Origin of the sequence: Saccharothrix sp. NRRL B-16348 (assembly GCF_001280085.1) — a bacterium.
Classification (GTDB): Bacteria; Actinomycetota; Actinomycetes; order Mycobacteriales; family Pseudonocardiaceae; genus Actinosynnema.
Map to the genome: position 1 here is coordinate 33,707 of NZ_LGED01000201.1, position 16,427 is coordinate 50,133.

The 16,427-nt window shown below is 72.2% G+C and carries 17 protein-coding genes and 1 pseudogene; 9 read left to right on the forward strand and 9 right to left on the reverse strand.

Features of this window, described 5'->3' with window-relative positions; all coding sequences use genetic code 11:
* The first annotated feature begins 61 nt into the window (after window positions 1-61).
* Complete coding sequence (locus ADK67_RS22050) at window positions 62-931, forward strand: isocitrate lyase/PEP mutase family protein (protein ID WP_053718371.1); 870 nt, start codon at window positions 62-64, stop codon at window positions 929-931.
* Between the two features lie 7 nt (window positions 932-938).
* On the opposite strand, the gene ADK67_RS22055 is transcribed toward ADK67_RS22050, so the two are convergent.
* Both ADK67_RS22055 and ADK67_RS22060 read right to left on the reverse strand, forming a co-directional pair.
* The gene (locus tag ADK67_RS22055) at window positions 939-1,175 is read right to left on the reverse strand and encodes a DUF6343 family protein (RefSeq protein WP_197289568.1); all 237 of its coding nucleotides are present in this window, start codon (window positions 1,173-1,175) and stop codon (window positions 939-941) included.
* The gene (locus ADK67_RS22060; protein WP_053718373.1) at window positions 1,172-1,513 is read right to left on the reverse strand and encodes a hypothetical protein; all 342 of its coding nucleotides are present in this window, start codon (window positions 1,511-1,513) and stop codon (window positions 1,172-1,174) included. Before ADK67_RS22060 ends, ADK67_RS22055 begins: the two co-directional genes overlap by 4 nt.
* A gap of 78 nt (window positions 1,514-1,591) precedes the next feature.
* On the opposite strand from ADK67_RS22060, the gene ADK67_RS22065 reads away from it, so the two are divergent.
* Genes ADK67_RS22065 through ADK67_RS22080 form a run of 4 tightly spaced genes read left to right on the forward strand, consistent with a single transcriptional unit; the run spans window position 1,592 to window position 5,318 of the window.
* Complete coding sequence (locus ADK67_RS22065; RefSeq protein ID WP_053718374.1) at window positions 1,592-3,049, forward strand: MFS transporter; 1,458 nt, start codon at window positions 1,592-1,594, stop codon at window positions 3,047-3,049.
* A gap of 37 nt (window positions 3,050-3,086) precedes the next feature.
* On the forward strand, window positions 3,087-4,172 hold the full coding sequence (locus ADK67_RS22070) for a M20 family metallopeptidase (protein ID WP_053718375.1): 1,086 nt from the start codon (window positions 3,087-3,089) through the stop codon (window positions 4,170-4,172).
* 28 nt (window positions 4,173-4,200) lie between these two features.
* Window positions 4,201-4,821, forward strand: coding sequence for a metalloregulator ArsR/SmtB family transcription factor (locus ADK67_RS49215; protein ID WP_082403683.1), 621 nt, complete (start codon window positions 4,201-4,203; stop codon window positions 4,819-4,821).
* Window positions 4,818-5,318 (forward strand): SRPBCC family protein, encoded by a 501-nt coding sequence (locus tag ADK67_RS22080; RefSeq protein WP_053718376.1) that lies wholly within the window; start codon window positions 4,818-4,820, stop codon window positions 5,316-5,318. Before ADK67_RS49215 ends, ADK67_RS22080 begins: the two co-directional genes overlap by 4 nt.
* A 65-nt stretch (window positions 5,319-5,383) precedes the next feature.
* Here the strand turns inward: ADK67_RS22080 and ADK67_RS22085 are convergent, their stop codons facing one another.
* Window positions 5,384-5,755 carry a MerR family transcriptional regulator gene (locus ADK67_RS22085; protein WP_053718377.1) on the reverse strand — a complete coding sequence of 124 codons (372 nt, stop codon included), beginning with the start codon at window positions 5,753-5,755 and terminating at the stop codon, window positions 5,384-5,386.
* 67 nt (window positions 5,756-5,822) lie between these two features.
* Between ADK67_RS22085 and ADK67_RS22090 the strand changes: the two genes are divergently transcribed.
* Both ADK67_RS22090 and ADK67_RS22095 read left to right on the forward strand, forming a co-directional pair.
* Window positions 5,823-6,386 carry a class I SAM-dependent methyltransferase gene (locus tag ADK67_RS22090; protein ID WP_053718378.1) on the forward strand — a complete coding sequence of 188 codons (564 nt, stop codon included), beginning with the start codon at window positions 5,823-5,825 and terminating at the stop codon, window positions 6,384-6,386.
* A 209-nt stretch (window positions 6,387-6,595) separates the two neighbouring features.
* On the forward strand, window positions 6,596-7,000 hold the full coding sequence (locus ADK67_RS22095) for an STAS domain-containing protein (protein ID WP_053718379.1): 405 nt from the start codon (window positions 6,596-6,598) through the stop codon (window positions 6,998-7,000).
* Between the two features lie 209 nt (window positions 7,001-7,209).
* Here the strand turns inward: ADK67_RS22095 and ADK67_RS49220 are convergent, their stop codons facing one another.
* From ADK67_RS49220 to ADK67_RS22110, 4 genes and pseudogenes are all read right to left on the reverse strand, one after another.
* Window positions 7,210-7,455, reverse strand: a complete 246-nt coding sequence (locus tag ADK67_RS49220; RefSeq protein WP_157620739.1) for a hypothetical protein — start codon at window positions 7,453-7,455, stop codon at window positions 7,210-7,212.
* Window positions 7,456-7,619: 164 nt separating this feature from the next.
* Window positions 7,620-8,466 (reverse strand): annotated as a pseudogene (locus ADK67_RS49225) (helix-turn-helix domain-containing protein).
* 418 nt (window positions 8,467-8,884) lie between these two features.
* Window positions 8,885-9,586, reverse strand: a complete 702-nt coding sequence (locus ADK67_RS22105; protein WP_053718381.1) for a hypothetical protein — start codon at window positions 9,584-9,586, stop codon at window positions 8,885-8,887.
* A 60-nt stretch (window positions 9,587-9,646) separates the two neighbouring features.
* Complete coding sequence (locus tag ADK67_RS22110) at window positions 9,647-10,414, reverse strand: ATP-grasp domain-containing protein (protein ID WP_053718382.1); 768 nt, start codon at window positions 10,412-10,414, stop codon at window positions 9,647-9,649.
* 109 nt (window positions 10,415-10,523) lie between these two features.
* Here ADK67_RS22110 and ADK67_RS22115 point away from each other — a divergent pair, with 109 nt between their 5' ends.
* Window positions 10,524-10,916: a GNAT family N-acetyltransferase gene (locus tag ADK67_RS22115; protein ID WP_053718383.1), complete on the forward strand. Its 393-nt coding sequence runs from the start codon at window positions 10,524-10,526 to the stop codon at window positions 10,914-10,916.
* A 73-nt stretch (window positions 10,917-10,989) separates the two neighbouring features.
* On the forward strand, window positions 10,990-13,260 hold the full coding sequence (locus ADK67_RS22120; protein WP_053718384.1) for a catalase: 2,271 nt from the start codon (window positions 10,990-10,992) through the stop codon (window positions 13,258-13,260).
* A gap of 3 nt (window positions 13,261-13,263) precedes the next feature.
* Here ADK67_RS22120 and ADK67_RS22125 read toward each other — a convergent pair whose 3' ends face one another.
* Window positions 13,264-13,953, reverse strand: coding sequence for a response regulator transcription factor (locus ADK67_RS22125; RefSeq protein WP_053718385.1), 690 nt, complete (start codon window positions 13,951-13,953; stop codon window positions 13,264-13,266).
* A gap of 132 nt (window positions 13,954-14,085) precedes the next feature.
* A complete protein-coding gene (locus tag ADK67_RS22130; protein WP_082403687.1) occupies window positions 14,086-16,374 on the reverse strand; it encodes a PQQ-dependent sugar dehydrogenase in 2,289 nt (762 codons plus the stop codon).
* Window positions 16,375-16,427 lie beyond the last annotated feature (53 nt).

The following is a 16,427-nucleotide window of genomic DNA, read 5'->3' on the forward strand; positions in this document are numbered from 1 at the left end:
CGACCGAACTCATCCTTCCGATATCTCGACCACGTTCGGGGTGCCGCCTACGGTTCGTCGCATGGCTTACGGCAAGGCACTGCGCGAGGCCGTCGCGGCACCCGGGACGACACCGCTGATCGGGGTGTTCGACATGCTGTCGGCCTCGATCGCGGCCCGGCACTACGACGGGCTGTTCGTCTCCGGCTTCGGCCTCTCCGCCTCGCACTACGGCCTGCCCGACGTCGGCTTCATCGCCTGGCCGGACGTCGTCGGGTTCGTGCAGCGGCTGCGCCTGGCGTTGCCGGGCAAGCACCTGCTGGTCGACATCGACGACGGGTACACCGACCCGGAGGTGGCCTGCCAGGTGGTCCGCGCCCTGGAGCAGGTCGGCGCGTCCGGCGTGATGCTGGAGGACCAGCAGCGGCCACGCCGGTGCGGGCACGTCGAGGGCAAGCGGGTGCTGCCGCTGGAGCAGTACCTGGAGAAGCTGGACCTCGTGCTGCGGACCAGGGCCGACCTCGTCGTGGTGGCCCGGACCGACGCCACCGACGAGGACGAGATGCTGCGCCGGGCCGCCGCGTTCGCCGAGACGGACGCCGACGTGGTCCTGGTCGAGGGCATGCCGTCGACCGACGTGATCCGCCGGGTCCGGCGCGCGGTGGGCGACAAGGCGCTGCTGTTCAACCAGATCGCGGGCGGCCGGTCGCCGAAGCTGTCGCTCGGCGAGCTGACGGAGCTGGGCGTCGACGTGGCCATCTACAGCACGCCGTGCCTGTTCGCCGCGCACGCGGCCATCGAGGACGCGATGGTGCGGCTCAAGGAGCGTGACGGCGTGCTGCCGGACGACTCGATCAGCGTCGCCGAGTCGCAGGCACTGCTGGAGCACAACATCAGCCGCCACCACGACGTGCCCGCGCCGCGCGCGTCCCGACCCGCCATGACCCGCTGAGGCCCGGTCAGCCCGGGTCGCCGCGCCGCTTGCGGTGCACCACCCAGCCGAAGTCGACGATCAGCCCGACCACGATCACGCCGAGCAGCACCGCCAGCCACGTCAGGCCCGCGCGCACGCACAGCACGGCGGCCACGCCGTTGAACACGACGCCGAACGCGGCCAGCCACAACCGCAGGGTCAACGCGCTGCGCGGCGGCGCCGGTGGCGGCAGGTCGTCGTCCGGGTGACCGGGCCCGGTCACGTCCGCCACTCCTCCTGCCACCCGTGGTGCTCCTCGTAGGCGGAGGCGAGCAGCAACAGCAGCGACCGGTCGGGCTCGGCCTCGACCTCCTCGCGTAGCCACCGCGCCTTCTCCTGGAACGGCACCGGCACGCGCTCGTCGGTGGTCCGCGCCTCGCCGGGCACCAGCAGCAGCTCACGACCGTCGTCGGACCGCAGGACCGCCAGCCGACCCCGCCGCTCGGCCTCGTCCAGCAACGGCAGCTCCTCGCGCGCCAGCCGGTCGGCGTCCTCGGCCAGCCGGTCCAGCACGAACCGGCGCAGGTCCGCGTCCGACAGTCGGTTCGGCTCCACGTCCATGCCCAGGGGGTAACCACTCCGACCCCGGCCACACGTCGTGGACGTGCGGGTGATCGTGGCGGCCGGTAGGAATGGGTGATGACCAGCGCGTACGAGCCGGACCCGAGGCGGTGGAAGGCCTTCACGGTCACGCTCGTCGCCGGGTTCATGAGCCTGCTCGACGTCAGCATCGTGTCCGTCGCCCTGCCGTCCATCCAGCACGGCCTCGGCACCACGCCGGCGGGCGTGCAGTGGGTCGTCTCGGGCTACGCGCTCGCGTTCGGCCTGGCTCTGGTGCCCGCCGGGCGCCTCGGTGACGCGATCGGGCGACGGACCATGTTCCTGGGCGCGCTGGCCGGGTTCGTCCTGTTCAGCGCGTTGGCCGGGCTCGCGCCGACCACGGAGGTGCTGGTCGTGGCGCGGCTCGCCCAGGGCATCTCGGCGGGCGCGCTGGCGCCGCAGAACTCGGCGTTGATCCAGCAGCTGTTCCGGGGCGCCGAACGCGGCCGGGCGTTCGGGTTCTTCGGCTCCACGGTCGGCATCTCGACGGCGGTCGGGCCGGTGGTGGGCGGCGTCATCCTGGCCGTGGCCGGCGAGGACGACGGCTGGCGGTGGATCTTCTACGTCAACGTGCCGATCGGCGTGGTCGCGCTGGTGCTGGCGGCACGCCTGCTGCCCCGGGCCCGCGGTGGGCCGCGCGGCCACCTCGACCTGGTCGGCGCGACCCTGCTCGGCACCGGTGTGCTGGCCGTGATGCTGCCGCTGGTGCTGGCCGAGGCGGGCGGGCTGGCGCGGCTGTGGTGGCTGTTCGGCCTCGGCGCGGCGTTGCTGGTGCTGTTCGTGCGGTGGGAACGGCAGGTCGCCGCGCGTGGCCGCAGCCCGATGCTGGACATCGCCCTGTTCACCGGCACGCCCGGTTACGGCACGGGCGCGCTGCTCGGGATGGTCTACTTCGTCGGGTTCGCCGGCATCTGGCTGGTGTTCGCGCTGTACTTCCAGACCGGTCTCGGTTACACGCCGTTGCAGTCCGGGCTGGCCGTGACGCCGTTCGCGGTCGGGTCGGCGGCGTCCGCGGTGGTCGGCGGGCGGCTGGTGGAGAAGTGGGGGCGCAAGTTGACCGTCACCGGGTTGACCCTGGTGGTGGCCGGCCTCGCGGTGACGGCGGTGGTGCTGCGGTTCGCGCCGCCGCACGTGGCCGGGTGGGCGGTCGCGCCCGCGTTGCTGGTGGCGGGCATCGGCGGCGGCTGGGTGATCTCGCCGAACACCACGCTGACGCTGCGGCACGTGCCGGTGTCGATGGCGGGTGCGGCCGGTGGGGCGTTGCAGACGGGGCAGCGCATCGGCGCGGCGATCGGGACGGCGGCGTTGACCGGTGTGTTCTACCTGGTGCTGGTCTCGTCCGAGCGGGACTTCCCGGTCGCGGTGTCGGTCGCGGTGGGCGGCGCGACGGTGGCCGTGGCGCTGGCGCTCGTGGTGGCGGTCGTGGAGCTGCGCGCCCGACCGCGTTGTCCGTCCGCTGTGGACGGTGCGGAGCAGGCGATCCCGGACCCGCCGTGAGCTGTGCCGACCCGGTCGGTCGGGGCACGATGGCGGGATGGACCTGTTAGCGCTGACCGAGCAGCTGCTCGGCATCCGCTCGACCGCCGACCGTCCCGACGACCTGCGCCGGGCGTTGGACTTCGTGCTGGACGTGGTCGGGCCCGGTTTCACCGTCGAGCGGTTCGAGGCGGGCGGCAAGCCGAGCGCGCTCCTCTACGTCGGCGAACGCCGCCCGCACTTCCGGGTGATCTTCAACGCCCACTTGGACGTGGTGCCGGGCGCGGACGAGCAGTTCCGGCCACGTCGGGACGGCGACCGGCTCATCGGCCGCGGCGCGCAGGACATGAAGCTGTCCGCGCTGGTGCTGGCGACGGTGTTCCGGGACGTGGCCGGGCGGCTGCCCTACCCGATCGGGCTCCAGCTCGTGACCGACGAGGAGGTCGGCGGGCGGGACGGCACGCGGCACCAGTTGGAGCAGGGCGTGACGGCGTCGTTCGTGGTGATCGGGGAGCACAGCGCGCTGCGCGTCGTGGCCGAGTCGAAAGGTCTCGTCACCGTGCGGCTGCACGCGGTGGGACGTGCGGCGCACAGCGCGTACCAGTGGCTCGGCGACAACGCGTTGCTGAAGGTGATGCGCGCGGTGGACGGCGTGCTCACCGCGTATCCGGTGGCGGGGGAGGAGGAGTGGCGGACCACGGTGAACGTCGCCCGGATCTCGTCCGCGAACCAGGCGCTCAACCAGGTGCCCGCGGACGCGACCGCGTGGCTGGACGTCCGGTTCCCGCCGGAGGACGCCGACTTCACCGGCCGGTCGCGGGAGGAGATCGCCGCGCACTTCACCGCGCTGTGCCCGCCCGGCGTCACGGCCGCCGTCGACCACGTCGAACCGCCGCACCGCGCCGACCCGTCAGGGCCTGACCTGCTGGCGTTGCAGCGTGCCGCCCGTGCCCAGGGGTATTCGGGGGACCTGTTGCGCAAGCACGGGGCGGCCGACTCGCGGTTCTACTTCCAGCGGGGGATCGACGCGGTGATCTTCGGCGTCGGCGGTGACGGGCAGCACGGGCCGGACGAGCACGCCGACCTGACCACGGTCGAGCCGTACCGGCGGGCGCTGATCGCGTTCCTGGAGGGCATTGCGTAACGTGTAACCTGACGGTTACGCTTTCGGGGTGGACGAGGTGGCGGGCGCGATCGCCGACCCCGTGCGGCGGGAGATCCTGGAGATGCTGCGTGCCGACGCGCGGCTGTCGGCGGGGCAGATCGCCGAGCGGTTCGCGATCAGCCGTCCGGCGGTGAGCAGGCACCTGCGGGTGCTGCGGGAGAGCGGGCTGGTGCGGGACGAACTGGTGGGTCGGCAGCGGTTCTACGTGCTGGACGCCTCCCGGCTGACACCGCTCGCGCGGTGGCTGGCCGAGTTCGCCGTGCTCGACCGCCCCTCGGCGCTGGCCCACCACCTCGACGCGCTGGAAACCGAGGTCTACCGCACGCGGCGGGAACGGCGCGCCGGCCAACCGGACTCCGGCCAATCGCGCGCCAGTCAATCGCATACCGGCGAACTGGACTCCGGCCAATCGCGCACCGCCGGTCAACCGCGCACTGGCCAGTCACATGCCGCCGGGCCGCGCACCGGTCAACCGGAAGCCGGTCAACCGGAAGCCGGCCGACCGGGCGGCGTCGATCCGGAGATCGCCGAACTTCACGCCGCCGGGCCACCGGTTGGCCGGTCGCGTACCGGCCGGTTGGCCGCCGACGAATCCCCTGCCGACGAATCGAAGGAGAACACCGCATGACCCCCACTCCCACCGGCCGCCTGTTCCGCACCGACGCGGGCAGCGACCTGGTGCTCACCCGGACGTTCCGCGCGCTCGCCGACGACGTGTGGGCGAGCCTGACCGAACCGGAGCGCACCGCCCGGTGGTTCGGCCCGTGGGAGGGCGAGGCCGCGCCGGGGCGGATGGTGAAGGTGCAGATGGTGTTCGAGGAGCAGGGGCCGTGGATGGAGGTCCGCATCGACGCCTGCGACCCGCCCCGGCGGCTGGCGCTGTCGATGGTGGACGAGGCGGGCACGTGGCGCATGGAGCTGGTGCTGTCCGAAGTGGACGGTGAGACGGAACTGCGCCTCGTGCACCACCTGTCCACCGAGGAGGGCATCGGCGAGGTCGGCCCGGGGTGGGAGTACTACCTGGACATGCTGGTCGCCTCCCGCGCCGGCGCGCCGCTGCCCGCCTTCGACGACTACTACCCGTCCCAGAAGGCGTACTTCGAAGGCCTGACCACCGTCGACTGACGCTGCCACGGTTCGTCAGCGGTCGGTCAGCGGTGTCAGTCGGGGAGGCGGGCGGCGACCTTGGCCTAGAAGTCCGGGCACGTGGTGATGTCCTCGGCGTCGCAGCCCATCGCGTGTTCCAGCACGGACAGCGATGCCTGGAGCGAGGCGATCCGCTCGGCCAGCCGGTCGTGGTGCTCGCGGTAGAGCGCGCGGCGGGTCAAGCGGTCGGCGGTGGCGGCGAACAGCAGGCGGATCTGGTCCAGGCCGAGCCCCGCGTCCTTGGCGAGCAGGATCATCGCGATCCGCGCCTCGTCCGCCGGACCGTACCGCCGCCGGCCGTTCGCCTGGCGGCGCGGGTCGAGCAGGCCCACGTCCTCCCAGTGCCGCAGCACGTGCGTGGCCAGCCCGAACCGGTCGGCCAGCGTGCCGATCGACATCTCCTCGCTTGACTTCATGTCGACATGAAGTTGCACAGTCGGCGGTGTTGTCAACCACCGTCGTCGATCGTGCCGAGGAGCCCACGTGTCCGAACACCCGCCCACCAGCTACTTCGACCGGAAGCGCAGTGCGTCCTACGAGCGGCGGGCGACCCGTCTGCTGGGCGGCCTGTACCGGCGGGTCGCCTCCGACGTCGCCGCGCTCGCACCGCCCGGCGCGGTGGTGCTCGACGTCGGCACCGGTCCCGGACGGCTGCTGCACGCGGTGGCGGCGCGTCGTGCGGACCTGGTGCTGGGCGGTGTCGACCTGTCCGCCGACATGGTGGAGATCGCCAACGCCCGTGCGGGCGCTTGGTCGTCGCGCATCACGTTCCAGGCCGCCGATGTGGCGTCGCTGCCGTACTCGGACGACAGCGTGGACGTGGTCGTGTCGACGTTGAGCATGCACGAGTGGCCGGACCAGCGGCGTGCGGTGGCCGAGCTGCGTCGGGTGCTGCGGCCCGGCGGCGTCCTGCTGGTGTACGACATCCGCTTCGCCCGGGTGGACCGCGAGTCGTTCTCGGGGTTCGTCGGCGTCCGCCGTGTGCCGGTGCGCCTGAGGTGGTGGCCGGTGGCGTTGTTCGCGAGAGTCACCGCGACCGTCAGCTGACCCCGGCTGGTGTCACCCGAACGAGGGGTTCCCGGGCCGGCCCGGATCCGTGCCTCTCCGGTGGGCGGCCTGCACTGCTCCCGGGAAGTGCCGCTGCCACTGACGTGCCTGTGAGCTGCGGATTTGGGCGGGTGCGAGTACGGTCGGGTGACGCAGCGGGTTGAGTCAGCAGCCACTGCCTTCTTCGACCCCCGAGGAGGCTGCGGGCCGTGAAAACCGAACCTTTCGGCCACTCGTTCAGGGTGGACCGCCAAGTCCACGGCTATGCCGTCGTGGTCCGCGTCGCCGGCGAGGTCGACGCGATGACCGTCCGCGAGCTGAAACACGAGATCGCCGTCGGTTTGGCCCTGGCCACCCCGCCCGCCCCGGTCGTGGTGGATCTCAGCGAGGTGGAGTTCTTCGCCGCCGCGGGCCTGAACGAACTCCACCGCGGTCACCTGGCGGCCAAGGCGGCCGGCGTGCAACTGCGCGTGGTGGCCAGCCACCGTCACGTCCTGCGACCGTTCGAGATCAGCGGCCTGGACCAGGAGATCACGCCGTGCCCGACGCTGGCCGAAGCCCTGGTCGTGCACACACCCAAGGGTGTACGCCGCTTCGCCCTGCGTGGCACCTGACCAAGCCCCACCCGGCGTGAGCCGCCCGGACTCGACCATGCGGTCCGGGACCGGAACCGCCCACGGGCGACCGTGCTCCGGCTGTACCGTTTGGCCATGTCCGGTGGGGGTTTCGTCGAGGTCACTCCCGTCGGTCGCGGCTCGAACCCGGTGTGGCGACTGATTAGCGTCGTCATCCTGGCCACCGGCCCGGTGATCGCGGCCTGCGGCTACTTCGACGGCGGCACCGAATCGCTCCAGCTGTACGTGGGTGGGGCCCTGTCACTGTTCCTGGTGCCGATCGGGATCGGCGCGTGGCGGGCCACCACCCGCGCCCAGCGGCGGCTGCTGAGGCTCGAAGCCGTGGGCCTGCCCGCGACGGGCGAGGTCGTCACGTCCCAGAGCGACGGCGGCGAGATGCCCAACGTGATCCTCACCGTGCGGATCAGCGGCCCCCACGTCCCACCGTTCGCCACCACCGTCACCACCCGCCCCGGCCCGGGCACCAAGCCCGGGAGCAGGCTGACGGTGCTGGTCGACCCCGGACGACGGCACGTTCCTGATCCGCGACTTCGACGACGCCGACTTCACCCCGGACCCGCGCGACGACGGGTGACCTGGGTGTGCCGACGGCCGTCGTCTAGGTGTTCTGTCCTGTGGGGTTGGGGACGCGGGGGCGGTTGGTTGACCGTCGAGTGCGGTGTGGCCGCGGTGGTGGTTGTAGGTGTGTAGCCAGTTTCGACCTTGCCGTTGGTCTGGGAACGGTAGGGGCGGGTGCGTTTGTGGGTGGTGCCCGACTGGGCGAGGGAGTCGCGCCACAGGTGTGAGCGGTAGCAGGAGCCGTTGTCGGTCAATACCCGCTCGACCGCCACCCCTGCCGCCAGGAAGAACGCCTGTGCCCTGGTCCAACGCGGCCGTGGACCGTGCGGGCCGGTCCGGGTCGCGGTGGGCGGAGCTGTTGCGTCTATAGGTCTCCCGGCCGTGCACACGGTGGCCGCAGCCGTCGGGGATGTTGCCCAGCTTCTTGATGTCGACGTGGACCAGGTCGTCCGGTGCGGCGTGTTGGTAGCGGCGCACCGGCCCGGCGGTGGCCCGGTCCAGATGCGCTAGCCGGGCCAGACCGAAACGGCGCAGCACCCGGTGCACCGTGGAGGGATTCAAGTCGAGCAGGTAGGCGATGCGGGCCGGACCCCACCGGTGGCCAGGCGGACCTTGACGATCCTGCGCTCGCACCGGGTGGGCAGGCGACGCGGGCTGTGACCTGCCTGCGGGTGCGGGTGGGGCTGCCGTCGGGATCGGGCACGACGGCCCAGGAGACGGGGACGGCTGGAACGGTCGCCCATGCCCGCCTGTCCCAGCCGCCGGTAACGCTCCGCCCAGCGGGCCGCGGTGGTCGGCGAGACCTGGAACCGCTCGGCGGCCCGCCGCAGCGGCCAGCCCTCGTCCACGACACACCTGGCAAGGCGTAGCCGCCCCAGCTTGGCCAGGGTGCGTAAGCGTGGGACACGAGGGCCTCCGTGGGCTCGGTGTAGACGTCGCAATCCACACCAGTCCTGGGGCCCTCCCTCGTTTCAGCATCATCCGGCTACATGTCGGACCGCCCACAACCTCCCAGGGCAGTACATCTATGACTCGGTGGGAGTTCTGCGAGTGTCTGACGCGGCGGACGGCGGCGGTGCCGGGGATGGGACCACCGATTGGCTGCGCCGGTAAGGGGATCCCGGTCGGCAACGGACCCTGCGCCCACGGCCGCGGCAACGAGCTGAACATGAAGGTGCCCCCTGGTGTGCTGGATCGTTTCATCGCCGGGCCATTGAGGCTGGGGTGGGTCGTGGGTCGGTCGTGGTGATTTCCAGGGGCGCGTGGTTGCGGTGGGAGGTAGCTCGGTCGTGTGGTGCAGGTGGGTCAGCCCAGGGTGCTCACGTAGGCCAGGGCGCCCAGGGCGGGGATGGTGGTGAGGGTCAGGAGAACGGACTTGCGGCTGGGGCGGGGGCCGTCGAGCGCTTGGCGGAGGCCGGTCGGGAGGAAGGCGGCGCAGAGGCCCGCCACCGCGATGACCGACGTGATCTCGGTGCCCTTCAGCACGCCCAGCGGCAGCAGGCACATCGCGGCCAGGGCGGTGGCGCGGACCGGGCCCAGCACGCGGCTGCGGTAGGCCGCGAACGCCAGCACCAGCCAGCCGAACGGGATGGTGAACGAGAGGAAGCTGAACAGGTGTAAGTCCTGGTAGGACTGGCCGACGAGGTCGGTCGCGAACTCGGCTCCCTGCCGTCTCACCAAGCCGTGCGCGGCCTGGTCGACGCCGGCGTGGAACGTCCGTTCGAACAGACCCACCAGGACCAGCGCCGCCGCCCACGCCGCCAACACCGGGCGGGTGCTGCCGATCCGGTTGGCCAACGCGATCACCGCGGGGGCGAGCAGCACGGTGCCGGCGATCACCGAGGTGTGCGCCGCGGTCATCAGGGCAGGCTGCTCGGCGACGGCGGCCAACTGCTGCGGGAAGAAGTAGTGGAACGGCCACCGCAGCAGCGTCCCCACTAGCAGCAGCAACGGGCCGAGGATCATCGCTCCGGCGCCGATCCACCGGCCGGGGAAGGTGTAGGTCATGGGGTAGACGTTCGCAGGGATGGGAGGGTGGCGGATCGGTCCAGGGTCCGGGGTTTGAGGTCAGACCACGGTCCTATGCCGCCGCACGAACGGGCGGTCGGCGGTCGGCACGTCGTCGATCGGCCCGGCCGCGCGCAGCACCACGTCGAGCGCCCGCGCCGGATCGGACATGTAGACCTGGCTGAACCACGCCATGTTCGCCTCCACCACGACCACCGCCGCACGCGGGTCGTCCGGCGGACCGGTCAGCCCGACGTCCACCACGACCGCGCCGGGCAACCCGGGCAACGCGGCGGCGAACGAGCGCACCCGCGCCGCCGACGCGCACGAGTCGAGCGGCGCCGGGTCCAACCGGCCCCACGTCGCGTACCTCGAGCCCGCGCGCACCTCCCCGTCCAGCACGAACAGCCGGAACTCGGCGGCGAACTCGACCACCTCGCTCACCAGCACCGCTGTGTCGCCCGGCAGGTCCGCAGGCAACTCGCCACCGTGGTCGTACACCCGAGCGGCGAAGCTCTTGCTCGCAGGCGGCTTCACGAACGCCCGCCCGGACCCGAGACGAGCCTCGGCCAGCGTCGTTGCACGGATCCGCCGGCCGACCAACTCCCACGGCAGCCCGGGCAGCCAGTCGTCGGCCGGTTCGAGCAGGCCGAGGCCCAGCTCCGCGGCGACGCGATCGGCGAACAACGGCCCGCCGTAGTAGTGCACCGGCCCCGCCGGAACGGCCGACACCGCGGACACGACGGCCAGCCCGCGATCGACCGCCGCACGCGCGAGCGGCCCGACCGTGGGCAACACCGGGGGAGGCACGAACAAGGATCCGGTCATGGTGCGCACATCGTGCGGAACACCAGGCCGGGCCGTCGAACGATTACTTGCCCACGGCGACGGATGTGCGCCACCAACGCGGGCCCGAGCGGCTCCGTACGCTTCGCTCGTGATCGACTACGAGTGGCGTGGCCCGTTCGAGAACCCCGAGGTCAACGCACTGCACGCGGAGGGCTTCGACCACCGGGTCCTGGACGACGACTGGTGGGGCCAAGTCACGCGGCACAGCCTGGGCTGGGTCACCGCACGCCGCGACGGCGCCCTGGTCGGGTTCGTCAACGTCGCCTGGGACGGCTCGATCCACGCGTTCATCCTCGACACCCTCGTCACCGGCGCCGAGCGCCGTCAGGGCGTCGGACGGCAACTCGTCGCCACGGCCGCGGACCGCGCGCGAGCCGCCGGCTGCGAATGGCTGCACGTCGACTTCGACGACGACCTGGAGCCGTTCTACCTCGAGAGCTGCGGTTTCCGGCCGACCAAAGCCGGCCTCATCGCCCTGTGAACGACCGGGGTGACCGCGTGTAGCTCGCCCCTGCACGGGTAGTCGGCGTGAGACTGCCGACGAGGAGGAGCACGTGGACGCGTTCAAGCCGGCCAAGGTCGTGAAGGAAGCCCTCGACAAGGCCGTGGAGAAGGTCGCCGACCTGGTCACGCCGCCGATCCCGGGCACGCCGGGCAGCGCGCCGCCCCCGCTCGACCCGCCGAACGAGCCGCAGGGGCCGCTGCCGCGCAAGCCGGACCAGGCATCACCCCAGACGCGGACCGCGACCGGTGCGGAGACCGGCGCCGCGGCGGACGCGCGGGAGCAGCAGGGCGAGTACCTGACCACGTCGACGGGCGTGCGCCTGTACGACACCGACCACTCGCTCAAGGCCGGCGCGCGCGGCCCGACCCTGCTGCAGGACCACCACCTGCGCGAGAAGATCACCCATTTCGACCACGAACGCATTCCCGAACGGGTGGTTCACGCGCGGGGCGCCGCGGTGCACGGTGTCTTCGTCGGCTACGGCAATGCCACGAACGTGTGCAAAGCCGGGTTCCTGGCCGAAGGCGTGACCACCCCGGTGTTCACCCGGTTCTCCACGGTCGTGGGTTCACGCGGCTCGGCGGACACGGTGCGTGACACGCGTGGTTTCGCCACGAAGTTCTACACCGACGAGGGCACGTTCGACCTGGTGGGCAACAACATCCCGGTGTTCTTCATCCAGGACGGCATCAAGTTCCCGGACATCATCCACGCCGCCAAGCCGCACCCGGACCGCGAGATCCCGCAGGCGCAGAGCGCGCACGACACGTTCTGGGACTTCGTGTCCACCCACACCGAGGCCACCCACCACGTGATGTGGCAGATGTCCGACCGCGCTGTGCCGCGGTCCTTCCGGATGATGGAGGGCTTCGGCGTCCACACGTTCCGGCTGGTCAACGCGGAGGGGAAGACGTCGCTGGCCAAGTTCCACTGGAAGCCGAAGCTGGGCGTGCACTCCCTGCTGTGGGAGGAGGCGCAGCTGATCGCGGGCGTCGACCCCGACTTCCACCGGCGCGACCTGTTCGACGCGATCGAGTCGGGCGCGTTCCCTCAGTGGGAGCTGGGCCTGCAGGTCTTCCCGGACACCCCCGAGCAGACCTTCGAGGGCATCGACCTGCTCGACCCGACGAAGATCGTGCCGGAGGAGCTGGCGCCGGTGCAGCGGGTCGGCATGCTCACGCTCAACCGCAACACCACCAACTTCTTCGCCGAGACCGAGCAGGTCGCCTTCCACGTCGGCCACCTGCCGCCGGGCATCGACGTGACCGACGACCCGCTGCTGCACGCGCGCCTGTTCTCCTACATCGACACGCAGCTCAGCAGGCTCGGCGGGCCCAACTTCAACCAGCTCCCGATCAACCGGCCGCACGCGCCGGTCAACGACATGCTGCGCGACGGGTTCCACCAGCACGCCGTGCACAGCGGCGCGGCGCCGTACAAGCCGAACACGCTGGACGGCGCCTGCCCGTTCATGGCGGGCGTGGACACCGGCGCGTACGTGGAGGTCCCGCAGCCGGTGGTGGACGCGGTCAAGGAGCGCCGCGCGCCCGCGTCGTTCGCCGACCACTTCACCCAGCCGCGGCTGTTCTACCGGAGCCTGAGCCCGGTGGAGCGGGAGCACCTGGTCCGGGCGTTCACGTTCGAGCTGGGCAAGTGCTACGAGCAGGCCATCCGGGAACGCGAGCTGCGCGTGCTCGCCAACGTGGACGCCGAGCTGTGCGCCCTGGTGGCCGCCGGCCTCGGGCTGCCCGCGCCGGAGGCCGTGAAGCCCGCCGCCGAGGTCGCGCCGAGCCCGGCGTTGTCGCAGGTCGGACAGGTGTGGCCGGCGGACGGTCGGCTGATCGGCATCGTCGTGGACGCGGACGACCCGGCGAGCCTCGACGGGCTGCACGCCCTGCGCCAGACGATCAGCGCGGGCGGCATGGTCCCGCTGGTCGTCGCCGCACGCGGCGGCGAGTTGGCGGACGGACTGGTGGCGCAGCGGACGTTCCTCACCGCCCGCTCGGTCGAGTTCGACGCGGTGCTGCTGGCCGCCGCGCCGCCGCCCGCACCGGACGCGGTGCCGAGCCGTGACGCCAAGGCGGGCGCGCCGGCCGCGACCGTGGACCCGCGCGTGGTGCTGCTGGTCCAGGAGTGCTACCGGCACGCCAAGGCGATCGGCGCGTGGGGCGCGGGCCGGACCGCGCTGCTGGAGGCCGGGTGCGAGGCCGACGACCTCGGCGTCGTCGTCGGCGACGACCCGGCGGGCGTGGTCGGGCAGGTCGTGGAGCTGCTCGGCACGCACCGGGTGTGGGACCGGTTCCCCGCGACGGTCGCCTGACGGTCACGTCCCGATCCGGTAGCCGGCGCCGCGGACGGTGACGATCAGCGCCGGGTCGTCCGGATCGCGCTCGACCTTGCGGCGCAGCCGGCGGATGTGGACGTCGAGCAGGCGCGTGTCGCCGAAGTAGTCGGAGGCCCAGACCCGGCGCACGAGCTGTTCGCGGGTGACGATCCGCCCGGCCGCGCCGGCGAGCTCGACGAGGAGCCGGAACTCGGTGCCGGTGAGGTGGATGCGCACGCCGTCGCGGTGGACGGTGCCGGTGTCGGTGCGGATGTCGAGGTCGCCGCAGCGCAGCACCTCGCCGCCCCGCAGTGCCTCGCCGCCCCGACCGGCACGTCTGAGCAGCGCCCGGATGCGGGCCGCGAGCACACCGGCGACCAGCGGCTTGGTCACGTAGTCGTCCGCGCCCGCCTCCAACCCGGCGATCACGTCGGCCGCGTCGGCACGCGCGGTCACGATGATGATCGGCAGGTCGCCGCGCGCTCTGAGGGTGCGGCAGACGTCCAGCCCGTTGACACCGGGCAGGACCAGGTCCAGCAGCACCACGTCGAACCGGCCCGTCGACAGGAGGTCCAACGCGTCCTCCCCGGACGCGGCGCCGGTGACGGCGAAACCCTCGTCGCCGAGCGCGAAGCCGAGGGTCTGCCTGACGCGTTCGTCGTCTTCGACCAGCAGCACAGAGAAGTCCATGGCGCCGGCGATCCTCCCAACCAGCCGCCACCCCGTCCGGAACGGGGTCCGCAGGACGCCGACCGGCCGCGGACGGCACCGCGGCCGGTCGGTGCGGATCAGGCGCGGCTCAGCGCGTGAACCGGCCGTGCGTCAGCAGATCAGGCACAACGAGTACGTCGCGTGGTACGTCGAGGCGTTCGCCGGCGCGATGATGTTGTGCGTCTGCGCGCCACCGTCGGACCAGCTGCCGTACCGGTAGCGCAGACCGAGCGGTCCGCTCTGCGGGCTCGGCGCGCTGAGCGAGTTGTTCGACCCGGCGATCACTGTCCGGGTGAACGGCGTGGTCGACGCCGTGCCGCCGACGCTCAACCGCAAACCGCTCGGGCTCGACGTGAACGTCAGCGCGACCGTCCGCGGGTCGAGCCTCGTCGTGGTGCTCTTGCCGCGCCCCGACGAGTCCGTGGCGGTCAGCGTCAGGTCGAGGTACGACGGGTACTCGTGGTCGGGCGCGATGAACGAGCCCGACGCCACGCCCGCCCAGCGCTGCACCACGTGCTCGTGGCACGAGCCGCCGGTCGCGCAGTGCTGGATGCTCAGCTTCCAGCTCAACGCGGACGCGGCCAGCGCGCCGTCCTGCGGGTCGGTGGCGTGCCCGGAGAACGGCACGTTCTGCCCCACCGACCAGGTCAACGGCGCGGTCGGCGTGTCGATCACCGGCACGGGGTCCTCCGCGTTCGCGGTGCCGACCGTGACGGTGATCGAGGTGGTGCCCGACGCGCCGGACTGGTCGGTCACCCTGAGACCGACGGTGACCGTGCCTTGGGCGGTGTAGGTGCGCGTCGGCGTGACGGAGGTGGAGTCGTCGTACTGGCCGTCGCCGTCGAGGTCCCACGCGTGGCTCAGCGTGTCACCGGCATCCGGGTCGGTCGAGCCCGCGCCGCTGAACTGCACGGCCAGCGGCGCGGGCCCGGACTGCGGGGTGGCCGTGGCGACGGCGGTCGGCGCCCGGTTGCCGGTCGGGTAGCCGACCCGGCGCAGCTGGCCCGCGCCCAACGCGAGGTAGAACAGGTCGCCGCCGGGGCCGGTGGTGATCTGCACCGGGACGTTCACCCCGGTCACGAACGGCACCAGCTTGGCCGGGTCCGGCTGGCCCGCGGTGGTCTGCATGGCCCAGATGCAGCCGCGCGAGCTGTCGGCGAAGAACAGCGCGCCGTCGTAGGCGGGCGGGTAGTTGCTCGTGGACTCGAACGCGATGCCGGAGATCGACGAGCCGCCGGTCGGGCACGGGTCGGTCGCCACGACCTTCGCCGAGTGGTTGTAGGCGTAGTACGGCGTGGTCTGGCCCGCTCCCGTGTACAGCGACTCGCACAGGGTCAGGTTCGCGCCGTCGTACCCGCCTTGGCGGGCGGAACCCTCGTAGCACGGCCAGCCGAAGTTCTCCGCCGTCGCGTCGTTCACGTCGGCGATCCGGTTGACCTCCTCCCAGGTGTTCCAGCCGACGTCGCCGGCCCACAGCTCGTCGGTGCCGGGCCGGAAGGCGAAGCGGAACTGGTTGCGCAGGCCGTGGGCGATGACGCGCCTGGCGTTGGCGTCGGCGTTGCCCGCGAACGGGTTGCCGGCCAGGCCCGCGCCCGTGTCGGGGTCGATGCGGACGATCGTGCCGTCGAGGCTCACCGGCTCGCCCGCCGGGCGGCGGATCGACTGGGCGCGCAGGGCGCCGCCCCGTGCGGTCGGCGCGGTGAGGTTCGTGCCCGCGGGCGACGGCGGGTCGGCGCACGGGTTGCCGACCTGGCCGTAGTCGGTGAAGTTGAAGCTCGCGCCGTCACCGCCGCCGACGTACAGGCCGCCGTCGGGGCCGAAGACGACCGTGCCGAGGGAGTGGCTCGGGTACTGCTGGCACCAGTCGGTGACCAGCGGTTGCTCGGCGGTCATCGTGCCGCCGGCGCCCATGGTCAGCTTGGACACCCGGCCGGTGACCACGCAGCCCTGGTCGGTGGCGCCGGGCGGGGTCGGGCACTGGTCGCCCCAGCGCGGGTGCGTGCCGCCGGGCACGGCGTCGTAGCTGTAGGCGACGTAGACGTACGGGCGGGTGGGGAACTGGGGGTCGACGGTGAGGCCGAGCAGGCCGCGGTCCCAGAAGTCCTGCGTCTGCGGGCGGAGGTCGGCGAACACGGTCGCGGTGGTGTCGGCGAGCGAGTCGAAGACCTTGACCAGGCCGCTCTTCTCGGCGATGAACACGCGGCCGTCGGGCGCGAACGAGACGGCGGTGGGGCTGGCGAGGCCACCGATGGCGAGGGTGTCGGTGAAGCCGGTCGGCACGGCGGCGGAGGCCGTCGGCGGGAGTGCCACCGTGGCGGCGGCGACCACGAGGGCCGCGACGGCCACGGCGGTCACGCGTCTCGAACGCGACGGAAGTTGTGCGCGGCGTAGTAACAGCATGGTCCGATTCGTTCCCTTCGTGACACTTGTGAGTGAGCACGGAAGGGTGACAC

Excerpts from the sequence above, each read along its gene's own strand:
- ADK67_RS22050 (WP_053718371.1), top strand. The coding sequence starts at position 62 with ATGGCTTACGGCAAGGCACTGCGCGAGGCCGTCGCGGCACCCGGGACG.
- ADK67_RS22060 (WP_053718373.1), bottom strand. The coding sequence starts at position 1,513 with ATGGACGTGGAGCCGAACCGACTGTCGGACGCGGACCTGCGCCGGTTC.
- ADK67_RS22065 (WP_053718374.1), top strand. The coding sequence starts at position 1,592 with ATGACCAGCGCGTACGAGCCGGACCCGAGGCGGTGGAAGGCCTTCACG.
- ADK67_RS22070 (WP_053718375.1), top strand. The coding sequence starts at position 3,087 with ATGGACCTGTTAGCGCTGACCGAGCAGCTGCTCGGCATCCGCTCGACC.
- ADK67_RS22080 (WP_053718376.1), top strand. The coding sequence starts at position 4,818 with ATGACCCCCACTCCCACCGGCCGCCTGTTCCGCACCGACGCGGGCAGC.
- ADK67_RS22085 (WP_053718377.1), bottom strand. The coding sequence starts at position 5,755 with ATGAAGTCAAGCGAGGAGATGTCGATCGGCACGCTGGCCGACCGGTTC.
- ADK67_RS22105 (WP_053718381.1), bottom strand. The coding sequence starts at position 9,586 with ATGACCTACACCTTCCCCGGCCGGTGGATCGGCGCCGGAGCGATGATC.
- ADK67_RS22110 (WP_053718382.1), bottom strand. The coding sequence starts at position 10,414 with ATGACCGGATCCTTGTTCGTGCCTCCCCCGGTGTTGCCCACGGTCGGG.
- ADK67_RS22125 (WP_053718385.1), bottom strand. The coding sequence starts at position 13,953 with ATGGACTTCTCTGTGCTGCTGGTCGAAGACGACGAACGCGTCAGGCAG.
- ADK67_RS22130 (WP_082403687.1), bottom strand. The coding sequence starts at position 16,374 with ATGCTGTTACTACGCCGCGCACAACTTCCGTCGCGTTCGAGACGCGTG.